This window comes from Vibrio sp. SCSIO 43140 (genome assembly GCF_023716585.1).
Taxonomy (GTDB): Bacteria; Pseudomonadota; Gammaproteobacteria; order Enterobacterales; family Vibrionaceae; genus Vibrio; species Vibrio maritimus_B.
The window spans coordinates 1,769,173-1,793,444 of record NZ_CP071851.1 but is presented as its reverse complement, the minus strand read 5'-3'; the positions used below and the strand labels follow the sequence as shown (position 1 = coordinate 1,793,444).

Here is a 24,272-nt window from a genome sequence, read left to right as displayed (position 1 = left end):
GAATTTCAATTACTGATATGCATAAAGCGAATATCAAAAGACCACCTTGCGGTGGCCTTTTTGTGAGCTTTAATCGGGTTATTTGTCAGCGCTTGGGTGTGCACCAAGTACTACCTCTTTCGCCTCATCATTGTTAAACATGGTGAAGTCATATTGCTCTACTTGCCATGTGTCGTAGCGGTCTAGGTAGATTTCCTTTGCATTTTGGTCTGTGTAGATAGTCCAAAGCGTTGGGAACACATCATTTGCGTACGGGTCCAGTTGGTCGTAGCCTGCGAATACTGATGCTCCGGCAGCTTTCAAGCTGTTTAGCGCTGAGGTGTTGTCAGTGACATTGCGTGTATACATATCTTCAATGACTTCTTTGGCGCGTAGGCGACGGTCGTAGGCACGAATTGTTGAGCCTGACTCCGTTTGCTCTTTATCCAGGTTCATATGGAAGCCAAACTCAGGGTCGTTAGACAGGTATTGCACGCTTGCAGCTTCTGTCACGTCACCGTGGTAAATCTTCACCTCACCTTTTACAAACTCGATGACTGCGCTGTCACCGCTCGCATCTGTAAGGTGGTAGTGTACAGGTGCTGCAATACACTCATTCTCGTGTCCTGGTAGGTCACAGACCTTGTCTTGGATAACGTCGATGTCATCTAGGTTGCTAACGACATCGGCAACAGATGCAAAGTTATCGACAGCGTAGTTTGGGAACTGAGAGGCTGCGACATCAGGCACGCCCGCACGGTCAGGTGCCATTTCAGTGTAATCGTTACCTAGGTATAGGATACGAGCAACCAAGCCATTTTCATTCATCGCTTCAGCAACCAGTTGAGGTGCGAATGACTTAATCTTTAGCGATGCATATTTGCTCTCTGTTTTGATGGATTCCGCGGTATCACCATACTGATTAGCGATGCCTTTACCAGCGCCGACAACGATGGCGTCATCGTGACCGAACCAGTCCATGGTTCTTACTGTTAGGCTTGCCTCTCCGTTGTTATAGATTGCTGATGTACATGCGACAGTATCGGCAACATAACCTGCAGATAGGGTTGCAACGAGAGCTAGGCTAAGGACTGATTTGTTCATAATGACCTCACTTGGTGGAGTAGTTTGTTTCGTTGAGGTCATAGTAAGGGGAATTGGCGATTAGGTTAAATTAGCACCTTTAAGTATTGCTAATAGGCTTGCGTGAGCGTGAGGAGGAAGAGTAGCGGATTTTAGTCTAGAGTTTTAACACCAATCGAAAACAACTGTCATAAACAACAAGGAAGTAGAATGAAGTCGTTACAACAATGGCTAGATGCATACGGAGAAAGCCACCAGAACAGCACCAACAGAAAGATACACAAAGTGGCCGTCCCCGGTATCTATTTATCGATCGTGGGACTCATATGGTGCATTCCTCATGTATCTCTCGCTGGCGTCGCCATTAACTGGGTCTGGCTGGTTATGCTCCCTGTGATGTTTTTCTATTTTAGGCTGTCTCGCTCGGTGTTTATTCAAATGCTGCTGTTTACGCTGGCTTGTTTAGCCGTTATTACGTTTGCGGATATGTTTGGGGTATCGATTCTCAACCTGTCGATAGGCTTGTTTGTCCTGCTTTGGATAATGCAATTCGTTGGGCACAAAATCGAAGGCAAAAAGCCCTCGTTTTTCGATGATATTCAATTTCTTCTCATTGGTCCTATTTGGGTTTTCAGGCAAAAATAAACCCCTCCAAAGAGGGGTTTAAGTGTCTCTATCATATATAGCAGTCATAAATGGTGGCTAGAATAAGCTGCCATTCATTGAAAGATGGACAAAAATACTAGCGGCATAACCAATGGCGATAACAGGCATCCACTTTAAGTGGCCAAAGAAGGTGTATTTGCCGTGTGCCGCCCCCATTAACGCAACGCCGGCTGCACTGCCAACAGAGAGCAGGCTACCACCAACCCCTGCGGTAAGGGTGACTAACAACCAGTTCCCCATCGAGAGCTCTGGGCTCATGGTCAATACTGCGAACATGACCGGGATGTTATCGACGATAGCAGACAGAATACCGACCATCACGTTCGCCCAGACTGGATCCCATTGGGTATACATGATCTCTGAGACGACGCTGAGATAACCGAGCAAGCTTAAACCACCAACACACATGACAACCCCATAGAAGAACAGCAGTGTGTCCCACTCTGCATGAGATACACGTCTGAATACGTCAAATGGAACGATAGAACCAAGTGCTTTCAGCGCAGCTTCATCATTGTTGGCAATGGCGATTGCTTTCTTTTTAGCGATAGACGTCGGTAAGGTTTTGCGAAGGAAAAAACCGAAGAACTGTAGATAGGCTAAGCCCATCATCATTCCCATTACTGGTGGGAAATGAAGCACCGCATGGAACGCCACGGCGGTTGCGATGGTGAGAATAAACAGCCCAACAATCCTAAAGGCACCGCGTTTCAGTTCAACGTGTGTATGAACAGCGTCAGGTTTTGTCTTGGGCACAAAGAACGACATGATGACGGCAGGCACTAAGTAGTTCACGACGGAAGGCACAAACAGTGGCATAAATTCAGAGAATGCCACATGACCTGCCTGCCAAACCATCAAGGTAGTAATATCACCAAATGGACTGAATGCACCGCCAGCGTTAGCCGCGACTACAATGTTGATACAGGCAATGTTCACGAACTTGAGGTTGCTACCACCTACCTTCATTACGACGGCACACATCAATAGCGCTGTGGTCAGGTTATCGGCAATGGGAGAGATAAAGAACGAGAGTATCCCGGTTATCCAAAATAGCGAGCGGAAATCAAAGCCTTTACCCACCATCCAAGATTGCAGAGCATCGAAAAGTCTCCGCTCTTCCATGGCTGATATATAGGTCATGGCGACTAATAGGAATAATAGAAGCTCTGCGTATTCAAGCAGGTTGTGTTCGAGCGCTGATTTGGCGACTTCGATTTGTCCCATGTCTTTGTAAACAAAGCCAATGAGTATCCAGATAAGACCGGCGGCAAGTAGGACAGGTTTTGACTTTCTGAGTTTTAAATACTCCTCCATCATGACGAGTGTGTAGGCAATACCGAAGATCAGTAATGAGGCGTAGCCCACGGTGGATTGGGTAAAGTTAAAAGCATCGTGTGATGCCCCAGAGGAAGCGAAACTAGAGGTGGCGAAAAAAAGGGATAGTAAAAGGGTCGGCCACCGACTTATTTTCTTCATGTTTTGATCCTTCAAAAGCTAAAAAAATCAGGCGCTAACAATTGCGATACGTTATTTTAATGGTATTTCAACATCTTCGTTGTGAGCTGACTCGAATCTGCCACATCGCGTACGGCTATTTTTTGTTAAAGGTTCCATCTTTTGACATGGCTTGATTAGCGCCTAATCTAAATAGAAGGTGTTAAACAAGCTTCAGAAGGAAGTGTCCAGCACCGCATACTATTCACTCTGTTCAAGGAGGATTTATGTGGAAAAAAGCGTCAAGCGCATTTGCGTTGTTTGTCGTTCTGTTTGTGTCGGTAACAGCAAGTGCCCAAGCATCAAAGGATGTATTTGTTTGCGATAGTGCAAGCAAATCACAGTTGCCATTTCCAGTTCTTGAGAGTGAGTGCCCAATTGGCGAAGGTTTGTGGGGGAATACTCAACCCGATGAATCGGACCAATCTTTTTGGATTCAGTGTGGATTCGTGAAGTCAGGTAGTTTGAGGTATGTACCTGCACACTTGGCTAAACAGGTGAGCAAATCTATTTGGTTAAAACCAGAGATGAAAGGCGATCGCTGTCTTATCGGGCCTTACCAGTCATTTGACGTGGCTAAACAAGAGCTTGCGAAACTGCGTTCGACACAAACCTATAAAGACGCTTTTATTCGCTCGACGTCAACTAAGCTGTCCACAAACGAGACGCAGCAAGTCGCTAAAACATCGCCATCATCTGATAACGAAGCCGTGAGCACAGTGCTTGCTTCAACGCCCTATATGATTGCGGGTCAGCATAGTCACCAAGCTTGTTTGTGTTATTTTTAGTAAGCGCTAATGCCAAATGGCTTGAGTTTTTTAGGCAAAACACTGTCTAGGTTGTCGATATCTTCTGGGAACACTTCTATGAGGGGCAGGTCATGCTCTTCGTAAAGCGCGCGCGTTGATTCAATGGTTTTAGAGTCAATCGGTCCGTTATCAGAGCCCCAGTATTGCAGATAAAGTTTGCCCTGAGGAAGATAGAAGTCGCTCACGACATCTTGCTCAATGGGCAGTTGTCTTTGATAAGCGTGAACGACGCCCGCCATATATAGCCAATTATCAATGAGTAATTCGCCTTTTGACTGGACATAGTGACCGTCGAGCGTCCTATGTTTCGCGGCGAATTTCTGTCGAAAACTTGAGAAAGATTTCTCTGTGGAGTGCGATTCTGCATCCGCACCTTTAAACTCAAGCACACTCTGTTTGAGCCTATGGTTACGAGCCACAGCAGGATGCCACACCGCAAACTGAGTGCTGCTTTGCTTGTCACGACGTTGCTGAGCACCGGCTCTCAAGCCCTGCATGGTCACAACCCAGTCGGACTCTTGTCGTTGGATCCAGCCAAGCTCACTGAGAAGCAAGTTGATCTTCTTCGCTGGAAGGTCGAAGCGCTCTCCGAGCTGAGTGGCTGTCAGCAATTTGTCGCTTTTAAGTGATTCATCCAAAACCAGTTTGCTAGGCCAAACAATAAAACGACCATACTTGTCACTTTCTCTGTACTCGCCACCAAAGCGTGCACCCAAATCGGTTAACAACCAACTCGAATCATGCCAAATGATGTACCCAACCTGTTTTAGCTCATTAAAAAGCGCTTTAGGTTCGAGTTGCCTCTGCTTTGCGAGGGCTGAGGTGGAAAGTTTATCGTGCATAGTCGTCTTATTTTTCTCTTTGCTTATCAAGAATGAGTCTACGAACCCGCTTCCATCAGATTGAGTAGTTTACTGGCTGCATCTTTAGGTGACGCTGCGTGACTGATAGCAGAAACAATGGCGACACCGTGAACACCTGTTGACGCTACATCAGTGAGATTAGCTTCATTAATACCACCAATGGCAACGATTGGCAGCGCTGTTTTCTTAAGAGCTTCAGCCAAGCCATCGAGACCCCAATGCGTCTTGGTATTGGTCTTAGTTGGAGTAGCGAAGATGGCACTGAGCCCGATGTAATCGATGGGTAGTGATTTCGCTTCTTCAAGCTGAGCTTCACTCTCGATAGATAAGCCTAAAATACGGTCATCACCAATAAGCTTGCGTGCTAGAGCGACCGGCATATCCGTTTGACCTAAGTGAACCCCCTCAGCTTCAACCGCTAATGCTACGTCCACGCGATCGTTAATAATGAGTGGAACTCCGGTGCCCGCTAGCACTTGCTTCACTGCCTTGGCTTTACTGATGAAGGTGCGAATATCATGGTGTTTTTCTCGAAGCTGAACCATGGTAACGCCTCCCTCAACGGCTTGTTTAACCACTTGAAGGAGCGTGTCTATGTCTTGGTTCTCATCCGTTACTAAATAGAGTCGGTAAGGATTCGGTATCATGATGTCTGTTAGCACTCGCGAAGGTTAAGGCGTGATTCGATGTCTTCAGCGGTAATCTGGTAGAGACTATCAAGAAGGTTCATTTGTAATGAGCCTGGTCCTTGCGACTTCTCAGCAGCGATTTCGCCAGCGATACTAAATACTGCTGCTGCGGCAACACCACTTTTCTCGCCAATTGCGGCAAACGCACCAGTAACGGCAGAGAGCGAACATCCCATGCCTGTGACGTATGGCATCATCTCATGACCGTTGTTTAGGGCGATGGTGCTTTCTTTGGTGACGATGTAGTCGGTTTCCCCCGAGACTACGACGCTACACGCATAGCCGTCGACCAAAGCACGGGCAGCAGTTAGCGCGGCTTCGCTGGCATCGAGAGCATCAACGCCTTTGTTCTGCGATTTCTCACCTGCCATCGCGATGATTTCGGAAGCGTTACCACGAATAATCAGGTTGTCGGCAAGTTCAGCAAGCTGGCGAGCTGTTGAGGTGCGCAGTTTGGTCGCACCGCAACCCACAGGGTCGAGAATGACTGGCTTGTTGTTCTCATTGGCTTGCTCTACGGCAAAGAACATACCTGGGCGCCATACGCTGTCTAGCGTACCAATGTTAATCACTAGCGCACCTGCGAACGACATCATCTCTGCCATTTCTTGTTTTGAGTGAGACATGATAGGGGAAGCACCAACGGCTAATAATGCATTGGCTGTGTTGTTCATGACCACGAAGTTAGTGATGTTCACTACCAGCGGTTTCTCTTCGCGGACTTTGTGTAGGGCACTGACGATTTGTTGTTTGTTCATTCTATTCTCCAAAGGCTCATTCGAGCTTTTTAAGGCATATAGTCATTGTACTGGGATATAAAAATAGTGCTAGCCAAGGTTAGGCTAGCACTGGTCTGTGATGCTTTTATATAAGAGTTTGCTGAGAGACTAGATCAACTGATACAGAGAAAGTACCAGAATACCTAGCGTACAGGTTATGGTAGATAGCACAGTGGTCAATGCGATGATATTGGCCGCAAGTATCGAATTGCCGCCCATTGAACGCGCCATCACATAGCTAGCAGCAGCTACAGGCGAAGCATTCATAAAGAACAGGATCCCTAATTCAATACCACGAAATCCGACTAAGAAAGCGGCGAGTGTAATAGCAAGTGGCGCTAGCACGAGCTTATAGCCACTGGCGACCCAAGTAGGAGCTTGCTCTTTTTTCATAGAGCTCAGATCTAGCGAACCACCTGTACAAAGCAGCGCGAGTGGCAGCGTCATCGTGGCAAAGTAGTTACCCGCATCCACAACGATAGTGGGAACAGGAATAGAGAGTAGGTACACAACCAAGCCCGCCAATATCGCAATGATCAATGGGTTTTTGGTGAGTGTGGTGAGCATGATCTTGCCCGCTGATGTGCCTGAATCAGCCCCTTTGGAGGTTAAGCAGATAACGGCTTGAACATTATAGATAAAGGTCGTTATTGCGACATACAAAGCGGCCAGGGCAATGCCTCTCTCGCCGTAGGCGTTGGCAACGTAAGCGATACCTATGATGCCAGTGTTGGCTCTAAATGCGCCTTGAATTATCACACCTCGGTCAGCGGATTTCTTGAATAAAGTACCGACAGAGAGGTAACTGAATAAGAAGAATAAGACACTAGCAATGACGCCAAAGGTGAGAAACTGCTTGGCTGAGGAAAAGTCGTGCTCTGAGGTCACGATACTCAGAAACAGCATGGTTGGAAGCGTGACTTTAAAGACGAGCTTAGATGCCACCTCGATAAAATTATCGTTGATAAGTCCAATGCGTTTGAAGACGACGCCGAGAATAATCAGCAAGCAAATAGGACCGGTAATTGAAAGTGAAAACAACAACTGTTCTATCAATAGATCCATGATTTACTTCCATATTGTTAGGGGATAGGGGCAGAGTGATTATTTCATACCTTGTCATACAAATAAACGCAGATTGCAAAATAGTACGACCGTGCTAAATTGATAGTGCACAGAAGAAATCGATGATGGTGATTATGGGTAAAGGTCGGCTAACAAAAGATCATATTTTGATGAAGGCATTTGAAATTGCGAGCAGAGATGGGCTAGAAAGTCTAACCATTGGTGAGCTAGCTAAGCAATGCAACATGTCGAAGAGTGGTCTGTTTGCTCACTTTAACTCGAAGGTAAATCTGCAGGTTGCGGTTGTAGAGCATGCGGATACCACGTTTCAAGCTAGGGTGATCTCGCCAGTTCGTGAACGCAATCATGAGATGGCTAAGCAAAAACTCAAGCACCTTATCGACAATTGGATGAGCTGGAATCATTCGTTTCAGGGCAGTTGCATGTTCATTGATGCGTGGCGCGATAGCCAGCAAGATGAACTTCAACAAGCACTGAGGAAAGCCATTCACCGTTGGATCCACTATTTGACGATACAAATACAGAAAGGGATCGATAGCGGTGAATTCAGTTCGACACTAGACCCGCAACAAGCCGCGTTTGAGCTCTATGGGCATTACTTAAGTGCGCACGTTTTCTACTCGCTGGTGGGTGAGCAGGAGAGCAGTCAGCGATTTTGGACTAGCGTTGACACTTCCATGCAATCTTGGTCGATATCTCAATAACTCTTTTATATGGAACGGCAGCGTAAAACGCTAACTTAAAAAAGCACGGTCGTTCTAAATGTAAGCTCAACAATACAACTATCCGAGGATGACGAGGATAATAAGGACAGTCAGTCATGAGTGATAAAATCTACTTCAATACATCGAAGAAATTCAGTTTTAAGAAGAAAATGGTGAACCTTACTACTCGAGCTCACCATAAACTTGCGCCAAATCATGCGAAACGCACCGCTAAGAAACTGCTTCTAACCCCAGTTCGTTCAAAGCCGAAGAATGCAGATCCGAAAGGTTTAATCATCTCGGAAGTGAGTACCTCTGAGGGTGCGCTTAAGACTTATCGCGTGGGTACAGGGCCGGTTTGGTTGCTAACACATGGCTGGTCTGGGACAGCGAGCCAGTTCTTTCCGCTTATGGAGCATATCGCCAGCAAAGGTTATACCGCTCTTGCATACGACCACCCGGCTCACGGACAAAGTGAAGGTGCTTACGGACATATTCCAGCCTTTGTTGGCGGCTTGGAAGGATTGCTGGATAGTGAAGAAGAAGTGGCGGGTTTAGTTGGTCACAGTATGGGAACGGCGGCTGCGATTGAATGTAAACATGCCAAGCTTCAAGACAAACCACTGCTGCTTATTGCACCGGTTCTTGATTATCTCGATAACCTATTTGGTAGTGTGGCGCGTTCAGGGTACTCGATGCGACTGTTTGAAGCAGTCGTAGATGATATTCAAAACCAGTATCACTATCCAATTACTTCAATTGATCCATACAACAAGTTAGGTCGCCGAACGGCACCCACCATGATCGTACATGACGAAAAAGACCGATTCACAAAATACTCAGTCTCTGAAAAAGCGGCAAAAGAAATGCCTTTAGTCACGCTGATCACGACACAAGGTCAAGGACACGGTCGAGTCATGCACAGTGATGAAGCGAAAGCGGCGTTTGACACGCTAACGTCATAATCTTCAACGATTTGATCAAGGTTACGTTTATGTATCCATAATGTTGATGTGGTTAACGAATTGATAGATTCCTATTATGTAAATGGTTGGGTATGTGGGATCATATTTAGGTCCCACTTACATCCGTGCTGAGTGTTGGGTTCTTGTCTCAAAACAAATTACTATATCGAGTCAAAACTCACGGTAGTTATCTACTTTCAGTTCGCTATTGATCAATAGCTTAGTGATGTTTGTGGTTTCTAGGGCGCTCATCTTGAGATAGCCCCTCAAGGGAGCATCCGCCCATTGACTAAAGGAAGCCATAACAATGAATAGAAACGATAGTGTCCCCTTACCCTCCAATACCCGAGAGTGGTTTTTTAACCGCAACAGCCTAATCATTCTTGCTGATATTGTTCTGTTTTACGCGCTCTACACCACCCTGCCTTTCGAGCCTAATGTTGTGCTCGGCATTAGTATCTTAACGTTTATCGCTGTGCTTTGGCTCACGGAAGCCTTACACGTTACCGTCACAGCGGTTCTGGTGCCCGTCATAGCGGTATTGTTTAATGTCTTTGATACCCAGACCGCACTGAACAACTTTGCCAACTCAATCATCTTTCTATTCCTTGGTGGTTTTGCCTTAGCGGCTGCCATGCACAGGCAAGGGTTAGACAAAGTGGTCGCAGATAAAGTATTGGTTATGGCAAAAGGTCGCATGAGCGTTGCCGTGTTTATGCTTTTTGGCGTGACTGCATTGCTGTCGATGTGGATCAGTAATACCGCAACCGCAGCTATGATGTTACCCCTTGTGCTTGGTGTACTGAGTAAAGTGAATGAAGAAAGTGGTCACAACACTTACGTGTTTGTGTTACTTGGTATTGCTTATAGCGCAAGCATCGGTGGTATTGCGACTATGGTTGGTAGCCCGCCAAACGCGATTGCTGCAGCCGAAATTGGTATGACATTTACGGACTGGATGGCATTTGGCTTGCCTACCGCGTTTATCTTGTTACCGATAGCTTTAGCCGTGCTCTTCTTTGTGCTTAAGCCAAAGCTCGATGGTGAGTTTGAAATCAATCATGAACCAGTGAATTGGGACAAGGGTAAAGTTGTTACCTTGCTAATTTTTGGCTTAACCGTGTTTTTCTGGATCTTTAGTAAGCCAATCAATGCCATGCTAGGTGGCTATGCTAAGTTCGACACCATTGTCGCACTAGGCGCGATTGTCGCCGTTAACTTTGCCCGCGTGGTTCACTGGAAAGATATTGAAAAAACAGCGGATTGGGGCGTCTTGCTGCTGTTTGGTGGTGGTATCTGTCTTAGTAATGTATTAAAAGCGACGGGAACGAGTGTGTTCTTGGCGAATGAGTTGAGCGAGTTAATCTCCCAATTTAGCATGCTGTTTATTATCTTAGTGATCGCGGCTTTCGTCGTATTCTTAACAGAGTTTGCGAGTAATACCGCGAGTGCCGCTCTATTGATACCTGTGTTTGCCAGTGTTGCAGAAGCCTTTGGTATGTCACCTGTGATTCTATCGGTGCTTATCGCGGTTGCAGCGTCATGTGCGTTTATGTTGCCAGTAGCGACACCTCCAAACGCGATCGTGTTTGCTTCGGGTCATATTAAGCAGCAAGAAATGATGCGAATCGGCATCTTACTTAACATTGCTTGTATTGGCGCATTAACCCTGATTGCAGTGACTTTCTGGGCTTAATGTTCTAAAAACATCGATAAAAATATTGCCCCCAAGTCACTGTGATATGTAGCTGGGGGCTTTTAATTTGATGGTTCTATAGGAATAAAGGGCGTACTTTTTCCAAGATGAGATCCGCACCACAAGGTGAGAGGTGGATGCCATCACTTTGATAAAGTTCGGCATAACTATGACTTATCGCGTGCTCTTCAAAGGCGATAAAAGCATCGACAATTTCAAGCTTGTATGGGCCATGACCATACATCGCCTTGAGCTTTTCGCTGTGTTGGCTACTTAGAGTCTTTATTGACTGCCTCAGCGTTTCCACCGTTTCTGAACTGTTGCCAAACATAGGTAGTGACCCAATTGGATCGACGGCACTAGTGATGATTAGAATCGGTTTAATACCATGGTGCTGTGCCTGAGCAATCATACTATTGAGATTACTAGCCACGACACTGATGTCCGTCCCCCAGTTCAGGTCATTGAGCCCCCCAAACAGCACGAAAGCATCTGGTTTAGCATCAATTACTTGTAGCTCGAAGCGGCTTAGCATGCCAGTGGTGGTATCTCCTGGTACGCCGCGATTGATAAACTCGATATCCGACAATTCTTTGGCGAGTTTGCACGACCAGTTGTCACCTTGAGGTAGACCCCAGCCAGCCGTCAAACTGTCGCCAAGCAATACAACTTTTTTCATTTTATAGTCTCTTACAAGATCGAAAAAGCCGCTCATTAGAGCGGCTTACTCAATACGCCAGTGTTTAGTTTTTGCTTACGTACTCTTTAAAGCGGGCCTTGGTCTCGGCATCTGCTTTGTTGTACCAGAAGATAAGCATCTCTTCTGCAGTGTTGTCTGATGCAGCAACAGGTGCTTCTGCAGGAAGTGTCGTAGGTTGTGCTGCAGTCGTTGCAACAGCTGCTGGAGCTGCCGCTACGGCAACCGTACCTGCTGCAGCGATAGCCGCTACGCCGCCTTTGCGGTTATAGTCTTCTGCTTCGCGGTTGTAGTCACGGCCGATCTGCATGCCATCTTTGATGAGTTGGTCTTCAATCACAGCAATCTCTTTACCGTTTTCATCGGTCAGTGACCATTCTAAGTTGTCGATATTCTTCTCGGCTTGACGAGCATCGCGATAGGTTGGGACATTGAGAGTGAGCTTAGCATCGGTTGCATCAAACTTAGCGATGATAGCTTTACTAGAGATAACTTTGCGCTCGTCACGGTTGATATCGAAGTAAGGCTCATATTTGAATACAATTTGGTTAACGCCATCTGGCAAGGTTGCTGTCTCTGCAGATGAGAAAAAACCTTTAGAGTCAGTCTGTGGATCTGCAGCGTTAACAGAGAGTAGGTCTACGTTTTCTGGAAGTGCAATAGTTACCTCAGCCATTGCAACTGTGCTGCAACCAACAAGTAACGCAGCAGCAATCAGATTCGATGCTTTCATTATTATTTCCCTAGCAGAATATGTTATTCAGATTAGCCTAGCTTGCCTAGGTTACGGTGTGTTTGCAATCACGTATGTTACTTTCCGTTTAATTTTCATCAAAAACTGACACAAAAACCTGTGTATTGAAGCAGATAGTGATTGCTCTAGTAACGCCATATTAGGTCGACAATTATCGGAACACTATGAATATATGCCATTTTTTGAAGATGGTAGTTGATGGATTCGCGCCCGGTTGCAACTGCGCTCACATTTATTTGCTATTTGGAGACTTTGAATTCTTAAAATGACACTTGTTTGATATTAACTGGTAATTTCTATGCGATTTTCGAATAGGTTGTTTTTGCCATAGAAATTGAATCTAGTAGCATCGCCCTCCAAAGCGAGAATCGCTAGTCAAGCACTGTATAGCCCAACGCAGTATCTAGAGGGGCTTGTTGAATGGAATCGTAGTGCGCACACAACTATTAGTTATTGTACTTAAAGAGATTTCATTTGAAGACGTCAAAAACTCCACTGTCTATGGTTATGGCTGCGCTATTGTCTGTATCCACGGCTGTTTGTGCAACAGAGCCGGTTGTTTTGGTTGAAGAGCCTTCGGCAGAAAAGCCAAACAATGACCCTCAGATCAAACCTAAAGACGACACAGCTGCACCCAAAGCCGCAAATAGTGACGCGACGCCTTCAGAAAATGAGCAGGATTCCGAAGCGCTCCCTGACCGTAAATTTGCAGCCTTTCCCGTGCCTATTACCGATGATGCTCTGGGTGTTGGCTTAGGTGTGAACGCCATGTATATCCATGACCGAGAGGAAGGGGCAACAAACCCATCTACCAGTATGTTTTACGGTCAATATACCGATTCAGATAGTGGAATGGCGATCGTTGGTCACGAACACGTATTTGCTCACGACGCTTGGCGAGCGGGCTTCTACGCGGGACATTTTAGTCTGAACCTCAAGTATACCGGTCGTATTGGAGCGAAACTTCCAAAGGCTGCTCAGTATGCGTCCTATTCAAACTTCGTTTATGGTGAAGTTCGCAAGCAGATCGTTGATGACCTCTACTTTGGTGTTCAAGGGCTTTGGAGTGGTGGTGACGCGAGTCTAAACGAAAAAACGGACCCTGAAATCAAAAAAGCCTTCGAGAATGCGATGAGCGGAAGCAACAATGCGGTGGGCTTCTTGATGACGTATGACTCACGCGACAACATGATGGGAGCCACCCAAGGGCTTAATGTTGATTTAAGCACGCTTCATTACTCAAAAGATAAAAAAACCGGTAAGCCCTTCCACCGTTTAGATGCCGAAGTAAGCCAATACTTTCCGATTGGAGACGATGTCTTCGCTTATCGTGTGATTGGTAAAGAGATGATTGGTGATACGCCTGAGTATGAGTTTGTGACGCCTGACCTACGCGGGGCGGATTGGAACAAGTATCGTGGTAACTCAATGTATCAGGCGGAGGTCGAATACCGTCATAAGTTTTCTACGCTCTGGAGTGGTGTTGCTTTTGCAGGGGCGGCAGTGGTCCAAAATGATGATCGCCAGGTTAATAGTGCTGTTCAAACCGAGGTGATTCCGTCAGCAGGTATTGGTGTTAGGTATTTACTGAATGCCAAAGAACGTTTTACGATTGGTGTAGACGCTGCAGTGTCTAAAATGGGGAATACCAGCTTCTATATTCGATTTGGTGAAGCTTTCTAACTATCGAATGCGAGCAATGGCGAGAAGGGTTAAATTGTCATTGTGAATGAATGAGTTGTCGTTATTTGTGGTGCTTATAATTAAGTGCAATTTATGTGCTATTGTTTTACGATAGAACGCAATTAATCAATTAATCAAAGGGTTGAGTATGCTGAATATTGAACAGCTAGTGGCATTCGTCGCTGCAGCAGAGCAAGGTTCATTTTCTGCGGCCGCAAGGCATCTTGGTAAGAGTCAAAGCTCGGTGAGTATCGGAGTGAATAACCTAGAGCTAGACCTAGGTATTACACTTTTTGATAGAAGTACCAAGTACCCTAAACTCACTCCGCAAGGTGAACGAATGTTGTCGCAAGCGAAAGTGTTATTGCGACAAGCTGAACGTATCAGAAACTACTCTAAAGCCAGCGTAGATAGTGTGGAAGACACATTAAAAATCGCGCTTGACCCTTTACTGCCGTTTTCGCTTATTGATTCAGCGATCGAGAAAATGTCTCAGCGTTTTCCTTTTACTCAGGTAGATGTATCTCGTTTGGGTGCTCACCACCTAACCAATGCGCTGATCAAAGATGAAGTTGAGCTTGGGTTTAACCTAGCCGCAGATGCTGTGCCGGATGGCGTCGATTTTATCTCGATAGCGAATATTGAATGGGTATGTATCTGCAGCCCAGACTCTATCTTTGCTGACATGCAGCAGGTGAGCAATGAAACGCTTATTGGTGAACGACAAATTGTCTGCCGGAGCATGATGCAGAATAAAGTGTTAAAAGCACAAGGCGCCTTTTCTCAAGATATTTGGCAGGCCGATGACCAAGAAGATGTGATTAAGTTGGTTGAGCAAGGTATTGGTTGGGCCATCGTGCCACGCGATTACATCGTAGAGAAACAAGCGATGGGTACCCTGATCGACTTCAGACCTGAGTTTCAACGTTATGAGATGATGAACTCTGCAGACGTGCTGTGGAAGTCAAATACCCGCTTGGGCCCTGCGGCCAAATACTTATGCGAGATGCTGGGCGTGTTCTAGTATTCCATTTTATTAAAAAGCCCTCGCATGTTCTCATGCGAGGGCTTTTTTATGCAATTTTGCAGCTATAGACTTGGTTGCGTCCTTTTAACTTAGCTTGTTGCAGGCTCTTTACTCCTCGGCTAAGTGTCGCGTCTACTGAGCCTCCTAGTTGTGTCAAACCAATAGATACCGTAGCCTCTATAGAACCTTCGTCGACATCCAAAGGCTGTTTTTCGACAAGTTGCCTAAACCAATCCATTTGTTTCTCAGCATCCTCAATATGGCTGGTATGGAATAGCACACTGATACAACCATTTTGACCTCTAGCAATGCATGTTGCTTTCGGCTTAGGGAAGCTCCTACGAGCAATATCGGCCACGTGCACAACGACATTGTCTCCAAAGTGTTCGCCATACTTTTCATTAATACCTTTAAGACCATTGATATCAACTACAGCGTAGAACATAACATTGTTGCTTTCCGATACGGCGATATGGTTTCGCATGCTCCATTCGTTCTCAAGTCCAGTGAGGGCATCGTCCATCGCCACCTTCTTAGTTAACAAGAGATTTGCTAGTGCGACTTCAGAAAAATCTCTTATCGCTCTGATGAGTCCTTCAAACGCATAGAAAGAACTCTTTAGGTAGATAACACCGATTAGTGCGTCTTGATGATAGAGAGGTAAAGTGTAGTGTCGCCCTGTGATATGAAGCTTCTGTGCGAGGGGATCATGCTTGTTGTTGTAGAGAAAGTTGAGACCTCTTGATTCGAATACTCTAGGGAGTCTTTCACAATGAAAAATAGACTTTGAGTTGCCGTGAAAATCTATGGTCTTGAAGTAGTGTGTCTCAGCGTCATACAAGCAGAATTGAACGCCTTTGTGATAGGTAAATCGGTCGAAGATGATCTTCAAGTCATGTTTAAACTGTGCGATGTCTTCTGCACGAGTCAACTCAGATAATGCCTCGTTCAGTTGATAGGTGATGTAGTTTATCGAGAAGACGAGTAACAGTAGTGCAAGGATGACGACGGCGGTCAGTGATATCTGGTAGGACGTAAACAAAATATCTGTCTGACTGGTTCCAGAGACAAACACCCAGCCCATTGGATTTTGTGCACTAAAGACGCTCTTCTTTAAGTTTCCATTGTAAAAGTAATCGTATTGCCCTCGCGTTTCTCCCGCCTCAATTTGGTCTTGTAATCCACCAAAGTAACTAATCGATGCCGTGCCAATGCGAGCTGGGTTAGGGTGAAAAACCAATTGTCCCGTCACCTTATCAATGACAAACACATAGCCATTGTCCAAGGTTTTGAGGTTAGCGAGATATTGAGTAGTATGCTGTACGTCGAATTCAAACCAAACTTCAACAGGACTTTGGTCCTGTTCTTGCTTTATCGCAAACACCCAAAATCCATCAGCCTTTTGATAGAGTGTGGAAACGGCGTATCGGTGTGCAAAGCCATCAAAACTGTGCCATTTAATTGAGGCCTGGCTGCTGTCAGTGAGCCCATCATCATTAAAGTTGGAATAGTATTGCGTCTTGGTGTTGTATAGCGCGATGCTTTTATACAAGTAGCTGTTGGCTAATATTTGATTGGTCAGGATATCGAAGCTATTTGAATCAATGCTTTCTTGTAGCAAATCAACCTTGGCAAAGGTTGCTTCAATCTGTGACCAAACAAGGGCAGAGGCAACCTTCACATTGTCTTGAGACTGGGACTTAGCCAGCGCCTGTGAGCGCTCATAGTGCTGATAAGAGAGGTAAATCAGTAGGGTGATCAGCGCAAAAGTGAGCGGCTTGAAGGTGCGAAGTAACAGCTTAGGCAACGACATAAAATATAAAACCAATTGAGTACTGCGCCGATACTACTATTAATGAGTTATGTATTTCAAAGTATTAATAAGGTTAGCGATAACCTAGATCAATAGAATTAAAAAAGAGTTCACGATGTGAACTCTTTTTGGTTGATTTAGCGCCACGCTAGTTACGATGCGTTGGCAGAGTAGTGAAGAATAGCCATCGACATCGGAGCCTGAAGGATTTCCCCCTCAGCATGTCCAACTTCCGCATCAGAGATGTGGGTATCACAGATGGTTTTCCATACTTGTGAGCGATCGTTTGGTAGCGTAAAGCGCGCTGGCGCTTTGGTTTGGTTGATTAAGTAAACCATTTCGTCGCCATCGTCACCGATACCAATATGAAGCGCAACACTGCTCAAGCGATTCCAGTCTTCCATGCTCATCAGTTGGCCATCAACGCGACTCCAGAAAATACGGTTGTCGTTACGTTTCTCGCCACTGAATGCACGAATAAACGGCACCATATACTCCTGACGAGCAGCCAGCATCTCAGACAGCCACTGCTTGAAGTGCGTTTTCGCCTCTTCTGGCTCCCAATTCAACCAGCTCAATTCGTTATCCTGACAGTAGGCATTGTTATTGCCTTGCTGGCTATGAGATAGCACATCGGCGGTCAAGATATGAGGAATACCGAATGAAAACAGAAGGGTGGCCATGAAATTACGTTTTTGCTTTTCACGAGTCGCCAGCACGACTGGATTGTCTGTCGGACCTTCAACCCCATAGTTGTGAGAGCGGTTGTCACCGTGCCCATCACGGTTGTTTTCACCGTTTGCTTCGTTGTGCTTATGCTTGTAAGACACCAAATCTTGCATGGTGAAACCGTCGTGGTAGGTAATGTAATTGACGGTCAGTTTATAAGGCCAGTTAGCCGCACTATAGAGATCACGTGAACCCATGATGCGAGTCGCGAACTCTTTCAGGTAGCCTTGGTCACCTCGCCAGAAGCTTCGAGTGATGTCGCGTAGCCTGTCGTTACACTCATTCCAACCAAATGGGAAGTTACCGACCTGATATCCATTTGGACCGATATCCCAAGGTTCTGCGATTAGCTTGGTCATCTTCAAAACAGGATCTTGTGCCACCGCTCTGAAGAAAGCCGCTTCTCTGTTAAAGTTGTCACCATTTCGTCCTAAGGTTGCTGCTAAGTCGAAGCGGAACCCATCAACCTTAAACTCTTGAACCCAATATCTCAGAGTATCCATGACTAAATTCAGAGCTGGTTGATAGTTCAAATCAACGGTATTTCCGCACCCTGTGTAGTTGGCGAAATACTCACCGTGACGCAGATAGAATTTGGAGTCGAGAGCTTTGAGGTTAAAGACAGGGCCGTTATCGCCACCCTCTGCGGTATGGTTGTAGACCACATCTAAGATAACTTCGATACCAGCTCGGTGAAGCTCTCTAATGGTGGTTTTAAGCTCAGCTACCGCATCCTTGTTCGCATAACGAGGATCAGGAGCCATAAAGACATAAGGGTTGTAGCCCCAATAGTTCACCTTATCCATTTGCAATAGATGAGGCTCATGCATGCAAGCGGCGACAGGCAGCAGTTGTAGCGAGTTAATATTTTGCTCTTTATAGAACTTAAGCATCGGCTCGCTAACCAAACCAAGATAAGTACCTTGCTGCTCGACAGGAACGTCAGGGTTGAGCTTAGATACGCCTTTTACATGAGTCTCAAATAACACCATCTCATCACGTGGGATTCGTGGAGAGCGAACGCCTTGCCAATCAAATGCATCGTCAACAACAACACAAGCAGGCAGCTCAAAACTTTTCTCGGTAGTAAAAGGTGGAACATAATGTAAGGCTTTATCCAGAGCTTTAGCATATGGATCTGCGATGTATTGACGTTCTTCGCAAGTTTCTATGACAAAACCATAACGTTGTCCGGCGTGGATACCATTAATGTGAATATGCTTGATTCCAGCATAATCTTCACAAAGTGGGAACAACTCTTGTTTGTTGTTGTCATCATATAGAGCGAGATAAATAGTTTCGCAGTCGGGTGCATGAATAGCAAAGTTACAGCCGTATTCATCTAGTGTGGCACCCAGCGGATAAGGGCTAGATTGATGTTGCGTCATAGAGATTTTTTCTATTTGTTCGTGAATGACATTAATCGTGCTTTCAATAGTTAATAGGTTTGTAAACTTTAGGTCAAGCGAAGATCACAGAATTTTAAATGTAATTTAATTTCACATTTACTACGAAAAAGTTAAAAAAAGTGATGTAAAGCATATTGTGCGCGTCAAAACATAACCAATATCCATACTACTCCCCCCTGTATTTGTGATCTGCCCTAAAAAAACACCGTGCGGTTATTTTTCTCCTCCTTTCTCATCCCCCCTAACTATCGATAGGGTGGAGGACGCCTCCATCATCCGACTTCGTTAATCTGCAATTGTTCAATCAACTCGGGACCCTAAACCGATATTTCAAGTCCTAAACACTTCGGTACTGCCTTCGAAGCGTTTAAGAAAAAAAGAAATTGAATATAACAATAAGTTAAACGGAGTTTTCTAAATGAAAAAAGTAAGTGTAGTTGCTGCTGCGGTGGTAGGTGTATTGGCTGCTGGTCAAGCAATGGCTGATGTAGATTTTCACGGTTACATGCGTGCTGGTGTTGGTGTAAGTGAACACGGCGGTCAGCAAACTACTTTTGAGAAAAACAAAGTAGGTCGTCTAGGTAACGAAGGCGACGTTTACGGTGAAATCGGTATTGGTAAAGAAGTTTACAATGACAACGGTAAGTCAATGTACGTTGACTCTATGGTTGCACTAACTTCTAACGGTTCTAACGACTGGGAAAGTACTGAAAACGACGATGCAAAATTTGCACTACGTCAGTTTAATGTTCAAGCAAAAGGTTTCATCGCATCTGCGCCTGAAGCAACTATCTGGGCTGGTAAGCGTTACTACCAACGTAAAGACATCCACATCAGTGACTTCTACTACCTAAACATTTCTGGTGCTGGTGCTGGTGTTGAAGGTATCGAAGCAGGTCCTGGTAAGCTATCTCTAGCGTGGGTTCGTAACGACCGTAACGATGGTGTTCAAGATGGTGACCCAAGCACAGGTCAAACTCCAGATGCAGGTAACGATGGCGGTGCGCTAAACGTTAACACTCTAGATATTCGCTATGCTGGTATTCCTCTATGGGAAGGCGCGTCACTAGAACTTATCGGTAACGCTGCACTTGTTAACCCAACAGATCAAGCTTCTCAAGCAGCTAAAGATGCTAAGAATGGCTTCATGGGTACTGCTGAGTTGACTGTTGGTCTAAGCCGCGGTTTCAACAAAACTGTTGCACAGTACGGTACTGAAGGCTATTCAAAAACATTCGCATTCTACGGTGACGGCAGCTGGTATGGCGCAGAAGCTAAAGATGGTGCTTCTGGTTACCGCCTAATCAACTGGGGTGTGTCTGAGTTCGGTGAGAACTTCGAGTTTGGTCACCAGTTAGTTTACGGTGTTGGCGAAGGTATGTGGGACGGTCAAGACAAGTGGACTACGTACTCAGCAGTTGTTCGTCCAATGTATAAGTGGAACGACAACATGCGTACTATCCTAGAAGCGGGTTACTCTCAAGACGATAACGACGGTTCTAAGACAACAAACAGCAAGTTCACTATCGCTCAAGCATGGTCTGCAGGTCCAAGCTTCTGGGCTCGTCCTGAACTACGTGTTTACGCGTCTTACCTAAACCAAGATGCTGACGGTCAAACTGACGGCAGCTACAAATTCAACGGCGGCGAGAGCAAATCTCAAATGCAAGTTGGTGTACAAGTTGAAGCTTGGTGGTAATCTAGTCTAATAACTAGACACATAGATGTGTACAGCCAGCTAGTCTGGCTGTACTTGTTTTTTACGGAGAGTAATTATGAAGTATAAATGGTTGCCTTTAGTTGCAGCTTTCTCACTGGCAGGGTGTTCAACGCCACAAGTCGTATCCAGTGATGTTGAGCCGTCTCAGCAGGTCTCTACCGCAGTAGAGCAATTGAGTTGGACCAAACTGGCATTGCCAGTGGATGTGACAACCGAACTAAGTAAAAACTCTCAAATTTTACTACTCGATGGTGTTGCTAGTCCTGTTGCTACGTTTTCTGTTGATGGCAATCGTGGAAGCTTGGATGTAGAAGTTGCCAGTCTTGTCGTTAAAGAAAGCAGCATGTATGCCCCATCAGTAAAGATTACTGATGATAAAGATCGCGTACTAGCTGAGAAAAGTTTTTCTGATTTCGAATATAAAGAAGCGAAATTACTCAACCCAGACCGATATGTCGCTAACTTGACGGTCATCCCTTTTGATGACTCTGAAGAGCTGCATATTTTAGTGTATTCAACAAAAGAAGATATCGCAGGTGGTTCGACGGTTACGCATCCAGCCAAGCTATACGCTAAAGCTCGAAGCAACCAACCGCCAGAGATCGCTGATCCAGTTATCCCTCATTCGCTCTACGGCACTTTGACAGTCAAAGTTGATGCCAACAATGTCGTAACGAAGCGTGAACAGACAGAGACGGAGTACGTCCCTGCAGCTGCAACGAGTGAAGAGTATTATAAGTCTGCCATTGAAAAAGCAGTAGCCGAAGACAACATTCCAAAAGCACTAAGCCTACTTGATGAAGCAAAAGCTCTGAACATTGAAGGCGTTCAAGAGGTGTTTGTTAAGGCTATCAATGCGAAATAGAGCATTGACCTAATCACTATTATTAGCCCTAGAGATGTTGGGATTTAATTTATCCCTCAATGTTTCTGGGGCTTATATTTTTTCGCTCAAGTTTACCCCTCTTTCTTTCACATCGACTTAACCTCAAAAAGTGACCATGCTCAAAATGCTGATAGTTACTTGCCGGTGTCTGAATGTCTAATTTTTTGTGATTTTAGTCACTATTTCTTCCCGTTCAGCGGGCCGTTTCCTGTTTGGCTTCAAACTTCATTTATTTCAATCGAAATAAGTTCTGCTTTTGGCTTTTCGAACTATCGATGAGTCAGAAGGAAGGTGTGACAACCTACATTGCTTGTCCTATATGTCCTCCTGTAATAACAAAACTCTCATCATTATTCTCCTCCTCCGATTGTTTTCCTTGCGAGTCAAACATTCCACTGCCTTTTCGGATGTCGCTTGAGAAAAAAAACAATAATAAACGGAGTTAATAATGAACAAACTATGTCTAGTTGCAGCGGCAGTATCGACTGCACTAGTTGCAGCCCCTTCTTTTGCTGTTGATTACTTTGGCTACTTTCGTGCGGGTACTGCGCTGAGCTCGAATGGCACCGGTGATGCGAACTACGAGAAACAAAAAGTGGGTCGTTTAGGTAACGAAAACGACAACTACTCGGAGTTTGGTTTTGGAAAAGACCTGAAAACAGGTGACCAAACTTGGCGCGTTGAATCCATGATTGCGTCTGGCAACAGTGGCACTAACGGTTGGCAAGACGGCGACTTCAACGTAGCGCAATACAACGTTCAAGCAACGGGTCTATTTAGCTCTGATAAAGAGGCGACCGTTTGGGCGGGTAAGCGCTACTACCAACGTCGTGATGTCCATATCACGGATTTCTACTTCTTGAACACGTCGGGCACCGGTGGCGGTATCGAGAACATTTCAGTCGGCAACCAAAAGCTGTCTGTGGCGTTAGTCGAAGACAGTAGCACTAAGCAAAAGACGCTTGATGGTAAGCAGTGGGTGCAGAAACCTGGTACCAACCCTGGTGAAGCTGGTAGCTGGGTAGAGCAAGACAAATACAAAGAAGATGAAGTTAAAGGCTACATCGCTGATGTGCGTTTAGCGAACATCGGGCTGTGGGAAGACGCAACGCTTGAAGTGGCAGGTGCATACAACTTCTCAACAGGTACTGCTTCGGGCAATAAAGACGTTCAAGCGGATGATGGCGCCTTGGTGACTGCGATCCTTCATCAAAACATGAGCAGCGGTTTCAACCAAACAGTAGTTCAGTACGGTAATAGCTCATACGGTGCACAAATGGCGGATCTGGGCAATGGCGGTAACTTTGATCGTCGTGACGACGCGAATAACGACGCTCAAGGTGTTCGTCTATTGAACTGGGGTGTGATCAGCTTGGGTGATAAGTGGGAAATGGGGCACCAATTCCTTGCGGCTCGCTCTACCGATGCAGCTATCTCGGCAACCAACCGTGCTAAAACCGATCACGATCTGATCTCTGCAGTTATTCGTCCAATGTACCAGTGGACAGACACCGTTCGCACTGTGTTTGAAGCGGGTTCTTACGTTGAAAACTACAGCAACTACGGTAACAAAAAGGGCAGCAAGCTCACGGTAGCTCAAGCGTTTTCTATGGGAGAAGGCTTCTTTGCTCGTCCAGAAATCCGCGTTTACGGTACTTACCTTAACGATCGTTCAGACAGCGCCCAGTTAGCGGATAAATCAAAGAAAAATGAGTTCCTCGTTGGTGTTCAAGTGGAAGCTTGGTTCTAACGCTTAACGAGAGCTAAGACGACAGGGCGGAGGATACTTCGCCCTTTTTAGGAGACAATAATGAAACTATCAACCACCCTCATTAGTAGCTGTTTGCTTTTAGCGGGCTGTCAGAGTGCAGACGTTGTGGAGCAGACGTCACTGCTAACTCAGGCTAAGGTAAACAGTGTCTCACAGCTGAATGTACTGCCTTTGAAGGCACCAAGTGAGCAGACCTTTTCCATAGCTGAAGACAGTCAACGCTACATCATTGATGGCGTAGAGAGTCCGGTTGTGGTTGCTTCTTTGCCACTATCCTCAGGCACTTTAGACATTACAGTGACAAGCTTGATAGCTTCGTCGGTTTTTGCTCCTTACATCGCAATTATTCGTGAGGATGGCAGCATCATCGAGCAATATGAGCTAGAAGAGTTCAACTATTTACCCGCTCGCTTTCATCTCGGAAACCGTCTAGAACTCACGTTTACGTTTATGCCGCCAAGTAACAGTTCAGATCTCATGCTTGTGGTTTACACTAAGCCTAAAGCGTTGAAGGAATCAGTGAGCGTTACCCACCCAGCAAAGCTCGATGCTGAAGCTCGCGGGAACTACTTGCCCGAGGTCAAAGACATCGAAGTGCCGTTCGTAAAAACGGGGAAAGTGGTTATCGCAATAGCAAGCATTGAACAACCGCAATCAAACGTATCGCGAACCCCATCGGTCGCAGTGACAAAAGAGTCGAGCGCTTTCTATCATGATGCGATTACAAAAGCTGTTGGTGATAATGAGCTAAAAAAAGCAGTGAGCTTACTTGAGGAGGCGGAATCGCTCGGAGTGGAAGGGGCAAGAAAAACCTTCAATAACGCGGTGAATTCGACTGCATCGCAGTAATTTAGAAGAATTATTGAGCTAATGTTGTAAAAGCGTGGGTTAGATCGAAAATCGCGCTTAATTGTTCGGACTATCAGCCGTTACTATAGAGAGTAACCGTTACTAAAAAGCCCGTTCA

21 protein-coding genes are annotated in these 24,272 nt (G+C 45.6%); 11 read left to right on the top strand and 10 right to left on the bottom strand.

Annotated features, from left to right (window positions below; all coding sequences use genetic code 11):
- Nucleotides 1-78 precede the first annotated feature (78 nt).
- Nucleotides 79-1,083: a linear amide C-N hydrolase gene (locus J4N45_RS26460; protein WP_252015725.1), complete on the bottom strand. Its 1,005-nt coding sequence runs from the start codon at nucleotides 1,081-1,083 to the stop codon at nucleotides 79-81.
- Nucleotides 1,084-1,272: 189 nt separating this feature from the next.
- Between J4N45_RS26460 and J4N45_RS26455 the strand changes: the two genes are divergently transcribed.
- A complete protein-coding gene (locus J4N45_RS26455) occupies nucleotides 1,273-1,707 on the top strand; it encodes an Mpo1 family 2-hydroxy fatty acid dioxygenase (protein WP_252015723.1) in 435 nt (144 codons plus the stop codon).
- A 57-nt stretch (nucleotides 1,708-1,764) separates the two neighbouring features.
- Here the strand turns inward: J4N45_RS26455 and nhaD are convergent, their stop codons facing one another.
- The gene (gene nhaD, locus J4N45_RS26450) at nucleotides 1,765-3,207 is read right to left on the bottom strand and encodes a sodium:proton antiporter NhaD (RefSeq protein WP_252015721.1); all 1,443 of its coding nucleotides are present in this window, start codon (nucleotides 3,205-3,207) and stop codon (nucleotides 1,765-1,767) included.
- A 245-nt stretch (nucleotides 3,208-3,452) separates the two neighbouring features.
- Here nhaD and J4N45_RS26445 point away from each other — a divergent pair, with 245 nt between their 5' ends.
- Nucleotides 3,453-4,013 carry an SPOR domain-containing protein gene (locus J4N45_RS26445; RefSeq protein WP_252015719.1) on the top strand — a complete coding sequence of 187 codons (561 nt, stop codon included), beginning with the start codon at nucleotides 3,453-3,455 and terminating at the stop codon, nucleotides 4,011-4,013.
- Here the strand turns inward: J4N45_RS26445 and J4N45_RS26440 are convergent.
- The 4 genes from J4N45_RS26440 to J4N45_RS26425 form a co-directional block, all read right to left on the bottom strand.
- Nucleotides 4,010-4,876: a glycerol kinase gene (locus tag J4N45_RS26440; protein WP_252015718.1), complete on the bottom strand. Its 867-nt coding sequence runs from the start codon at nucleotides 4,874-4,876 to the stop codon at nucleotides 4,010-4,012. The two genes, J4N45_RS26445 and J4N45_RS26440, sit on opposite strands and share 4 nt — an antisense overlap.
- A 38-nt stretch (nucleotides 4,877-4,914) precedes the next feature.
- A complete protein-coding gene (thiE, locus tag J4N45_RS26435; protein ID WP_252015716.1) occupies nucleotides 4,915-5,544 on the bottom strand; it encodes a thiamine phosphate synthase in 630 nt (209 codons plus the stop codon).
- 8 nt (nucleotides 5,545-5,552) lie between these two features.
- Nucleotides 5,553-6,344 (bottom strand): hydroxyethylthiazole kinase, encoded by a 792-nt coding sequence (thiM, locus tag J4N45_RS26430; RefSeq protein WP_252015714.1) that lies wholly within the window; start codon nucleotides 6,342-6,344, stop codon nucleotides 5,553-5,555.
- Between the two features lie 129 nt (nucleotides 6,345-6,473).
- Nucleotides 6,474-7,430 carry an AEC family transporter gene (locus J4N45_RS26425; RefSeq protein WP_252015712.1) on the bottom strand — a complete coding sequence of 319 codons (957 nt, stop codon included), beginning with the start codon at nucleotides 7,428-7,430 and terminating at the stop codon, nucleotides 6,474-6,476.
- Nucleotides 7,431-7,564: 134 nt separating this feature from the next.
- On the opposite strand from J4N45_RS26425, the gene J4N45_RS26420 reads away from it, so the two are divergent.
- The 3 genes from J4N45_RS26420 to J4N45_RS26410 all read left to right on the top strand — a co-directional run bounded on the left by J4N45_RS26420 (nucleotide 7,565) and on the right by J4N45_RS26410 (nucleotide 10,816).
- On the top strand, nucleotides 7,565-8,155 hold the full coding sequence (locus tag J4N45_RS26420) for a TetR/AcrR family transcriptional regulator (RefSeq protein WP_252017256.1): 591 nt from the start codon (nucleotides 7,565-7,567) through the stop codon (nucleotides 8,153-8,155).
- Between the two features lie 116 nt (nucleotides 8,156-8,271).
- The gene (locus J4N45_RS26415; protein ID WP_252015710.1) at nucleotides 8,272-9,120 is read left to right on the top strand and encodes an alpha/beta fold hydrolase; all 849 of its coding nucleotides are present in this window, start codon (nucleotides 8,272-8,274) and stop codon (nucleotides 9,118-9,120) included.
- Between the two features lie 307 nt (nucleotides 9,121-9,427).
- Nucleotides 9,428-10,816 (top strand): SLC13 family permease, encoded by a 1,389-nt coding sequence (locus J4N45_RS26410; protein ID WP_252015708.1) that lies wholly within the window; start codon nucleotides 9,428-9,430, stop codon nucleotides 10,814-10,816.
- 76 nt (nucleotides 10,817-10,892) lie between these two features.
- On the opposite strand, the gene J4N45_RS26405 is transcribed toward J4N45_RS26410, so the two are convergent.
- Together J4N45_RS26405 and J4N45_RS26400 are read right to left on the bottom strand one after the other, a co-directional pair.
- On the bottom strand, nucleotides 10,893-11,495 hold the full coding sequence (locus tag J4N45_RS26405; RefSeq protein ID WP_252015706.1) for a GDSL-type esterase/lipase family protein: 603 nt from the start codon (nucleotides 11,493-11,495) through the stop codon (nucleotides 10,893-10,895).
- 64 nt (nucleotides 11,496-11,559) lie between these two features.
- Nucleotides 11,560-12,246, bottom strand: coding sequence for a DUF2057 family protein (locus tag J4N45_RS26400; protein ID WP_252015704.1), 687 nt, complete (start codon nucleotides 12,244-12,246; stop codon nucleotides 11,560-11,562).
- Between the two features lie 495 nt (nucleotides 12,247-12,741).
- Here J4N45_RS26400 and J4N45_RS26395 point away from each other — a divergent pair, with 495 nt between their 5' ends.
- Nucleotides 12,742-13,950: a BamA/TamA family outer membrane protein gene (locus J4N45_RS26395; protein ID WP_252015702.1), complete on the top strand. Its 1,209-nt coding sequence runs from the start codon at nucleotides 12,742-12,744 to the stop codon at nucleotides 13,948-13,950.
- Between the two features lie 148 nt (nucleotides 13,951-14,098).
- Nucleotides 14,099-14,974 carry a LysR family transcriptional regulator gene (locus J4N45_RS26390; RefSeq protein WP_128648908.1) on the top strand — a complete coding sequence of 292 codons (876 nt, stop codon included), beginning with the start codon at nucleotides 14,099-14,101 and terminating at the stop codon, nucleotides 14,972-14,974.
- A gap of 49 nt (nucleotides 14,975-15,023) precedes the next feature.
- Here J4N45_RS26390 and J4N45_RS26385 read toward each other — a convergent pair whose 3' ends face one another.
- On the bottom strand, nucleotides 15,024-16,790 hold the full coding sequence (locus J4N45_RS26385) for a sensor domain-containing diguanylate cyclase (RefSeq protein ID WP_252015700.1): 1,767 nt from the start codon (nucleotides 16,788-16,790) through the stop codon (nucleotides 15,024-15,026).
- 152 nt (nucleotides 16,791-16,942) lie between these two features.
- Nucleotides 16,943-18,907 carry a glycogen debranching protein GlgX gene (glgX, locus tag J4N45_RS26380; RefSeq protein ID WP_252015698.1) on the bottom strand — a complete coding sequence of 655 codons (1,965 nt, stop codon included), beginning with the start codon at nucleotides 18,905-18,907 and terminating at the stop codon, nucleotides 16,943-16,945.
- A 439-nt stretch (nucleotides 18,908-19,346) separates the two neighbouring features.
- Between glgX and J4N45_RS26375 the strand changes: the two genes are divergently transcribed.
- The 4 genes from J4N45_RS26375 to J4N45_RS26360 all read left to right on the top strand — a co-directional run bounded on the left by J4N45_RS26375 (nucleotide 19,347) and on the right by J4N45_RS26360 (nucleotide 24,154).
- A complete protein-coding gene (locus J4N45_RS26375; RefSeq protein WP_252015696.1) occupies nucleotides 19,347-20,627 on the top strand; it encodes a maltoporin in 1,281 nt (426 codons plus the stop codon).
- Between the two features lie 76 nt (nucleotides 20,628-20,703).
- Nucleotides 20,704-21,513 (top strand): MalM family protein, encoded by an 810-nt coding sequence (locus tag J4N45_RS26370; RefSeq protein ID WP_252015694.1) that lies wholly within the window; start codon nucleotides 20,704-20,706, stop codon nucleotides 21,511-21,513.
- Nucleotides 21,514-21,982: 469 nt separating this feature from the next.
- Nucleotides 21,983-23,284 (top strand): maltoporin LamB, encoded by a 1,302-nt coding sequence (gene lamB, locus J4N45_RS26365; protein ID WP_252015693.1) that lies wholly within the window; start codon nucleotides 21,983-21,985, stop codon nucleotides 23,282-23,284.
- A 60-nt stretch (nucleotides 23,285-23,344) separates the two neighbouring features.
- Entirely contained in the window at nucleotides 23,345-24,154 is an 810-nt protein-coding gene (locus tag J4N45_RS26360; RefSeq protein ID WP_252015691.1) for a MalM family protein, read from the top strand.
- The last annotated feature ends 118 nt before the right edge of the window (nucleotides 24,155-24,272 follow it).

What these genes read in the sequence shown, in the direction of transcription:
- J4N45_RS26375 (WP_252015696.1), top strand. Translation starts at nt 19,347, where the DNA reads ATGAAAAAAGTAAGTGTAGTTGCTGCTGCGGTGGTAGGTGTATTGGCT.
- J4N45_RS26455 (WP_252015723.1), top strand. Translation starts at nt 1,273, where the DNA reads ATGAAGTCGTTACAACAATGGCTAGATGCATACGGAGAAAGCCACCAG.
- glgX (WP_252015698.1), bottom strand. Translation starts at nt 18,907, where the DNA reads ATGACGCAACATCAATCTAGCCCTTATCCGCTGGGTGCCACACTAGAT.
- thiE (WP_252015716.1), bottom strand. Translation starts at nt 5,544, where the DNA reads ATGATACCGAATCCTTACCGACTCTATTTAGTAACGGATGAGAACCAA.
- J4N45_RS26425 (WP_252015712.1), bottom strand. Translation starts at nt 7,430, where the DNA reads ATGGATCTATTGATAGAACAGTTGTTGTTTTCACTTTCAATTACCGGT.
- thiM (WP_252015714.1), bottom strand. Translation starts at nt 6,344, where the DNA reads ATGAACAAACAACAAATCGTCAGTGCCCTACACAAAGTCCGCGAAGAG.
- J4N45_RS26410 (WP_252015708.1), top strand. Translation starts at nt 9,428, where the DNA reads ATGAATAGAAACGATAGTGTCCCCTTACCCTCCAATACCCGAGAGTGG.
- J4N45_RS26390 (WP_128648908.1), top strand. Translation starts at nt 14,099, where the DNA reads ATGCTGAATATTGAACAGCTAGTGGCATTCGTCGCTGCAGCAGAGCAA.
- J4N45_RS26460 (WP_252015725.1), bottom strand. Translation starts at nt 1,083, where the DNA reads ATGAACAAATCAGTCCTTAGCCTAGCTCTCGTTGCAACCCTATCTGCA.
- J4N45_RS26415 (WP_252015710.1), top strand. Translation starts at nt 8,272, where the DNA reads ATGAGTGATAAAATCTACTTCAATACATCGAAGAAATTCAGTTTTAAG.
- J4N45_RS26440 (WP_252015718.1), bottom strand. Translation starts at nt 4,876, where the DNA reads ATGCACGATAAACTTTCCACCTCAGCCCTCGCAAAGCAGAGGCAACTC.
- J4N45_RS26420 (WP_252017256.1), top strand. Translation starts at nt 7,565, where the DNA reads ATGGGTAAAGGTCGGCTAACAAAAGATCATATTTTGATGAAGGCATTT.
- J4N45_RS26445 (WP_252015719.1), top strand. Translation starts at nt 3,453, where the DNA reads ATGTGGAAAAAAGCGTCAAGCGCATTTGCGTTGTTTGTCGTTCTGTTT.
- J4N45_RS26360 (WP_252015691.1), top strand. Translation starts at nt 23,345, where the DNA reads ATGAAACTATCAACCACCCTCATTAGTAGCTGTTTGCTTTTAGCGGGC.
- J4N45_RS26370 (WP_252015694.1), top strand. Translation starts at nt 20,704, where the DNA reads ATGAAGTATAAATGGTTGCCTTTAGTTGCAGCTTTCTCACTGGCAGGG.
- lamB (WP_252015693.1), top strand. Translation starts at nt 21,983, where the DNA reads ATGAACAAACTATGTCTAGTTGCAGCGGCAGTATCGACTGCACTAGTT.
- nhaD (WP_252015721.1), bottom strand. Translation starts at nt 3,207, where the DNA reads ATGAAGAAAATAAGTCGGTGGCCGACCCTTTTACTATCCCTTTTTTTC.
- J4N45_RS26385 (WP_252015700.1), bottom strand. Translation starts at nt 16,790, where the DNA reads ATGTCGTTGCCTAAGCTGTTACTTCGCACCTTCAAGCCGCTCACTTTT.
- J4N45_RS26405 (WP_252015706.1), bottom strand. Translation starts at nt 11,495, where the DNA reads ATGAAAAAAGTTGTATTGCTTGGCGACAGTTTGACGGCTGGCTGGGGT.
- J4N45_RS26400 (WP_252015704.1), bottom strand. Translation starts at nt 12,246, where the DNA reads ATGAAAGCATCGAATCTGATTGCTGCTGCGTTACTTGTTGGTTGCAGC.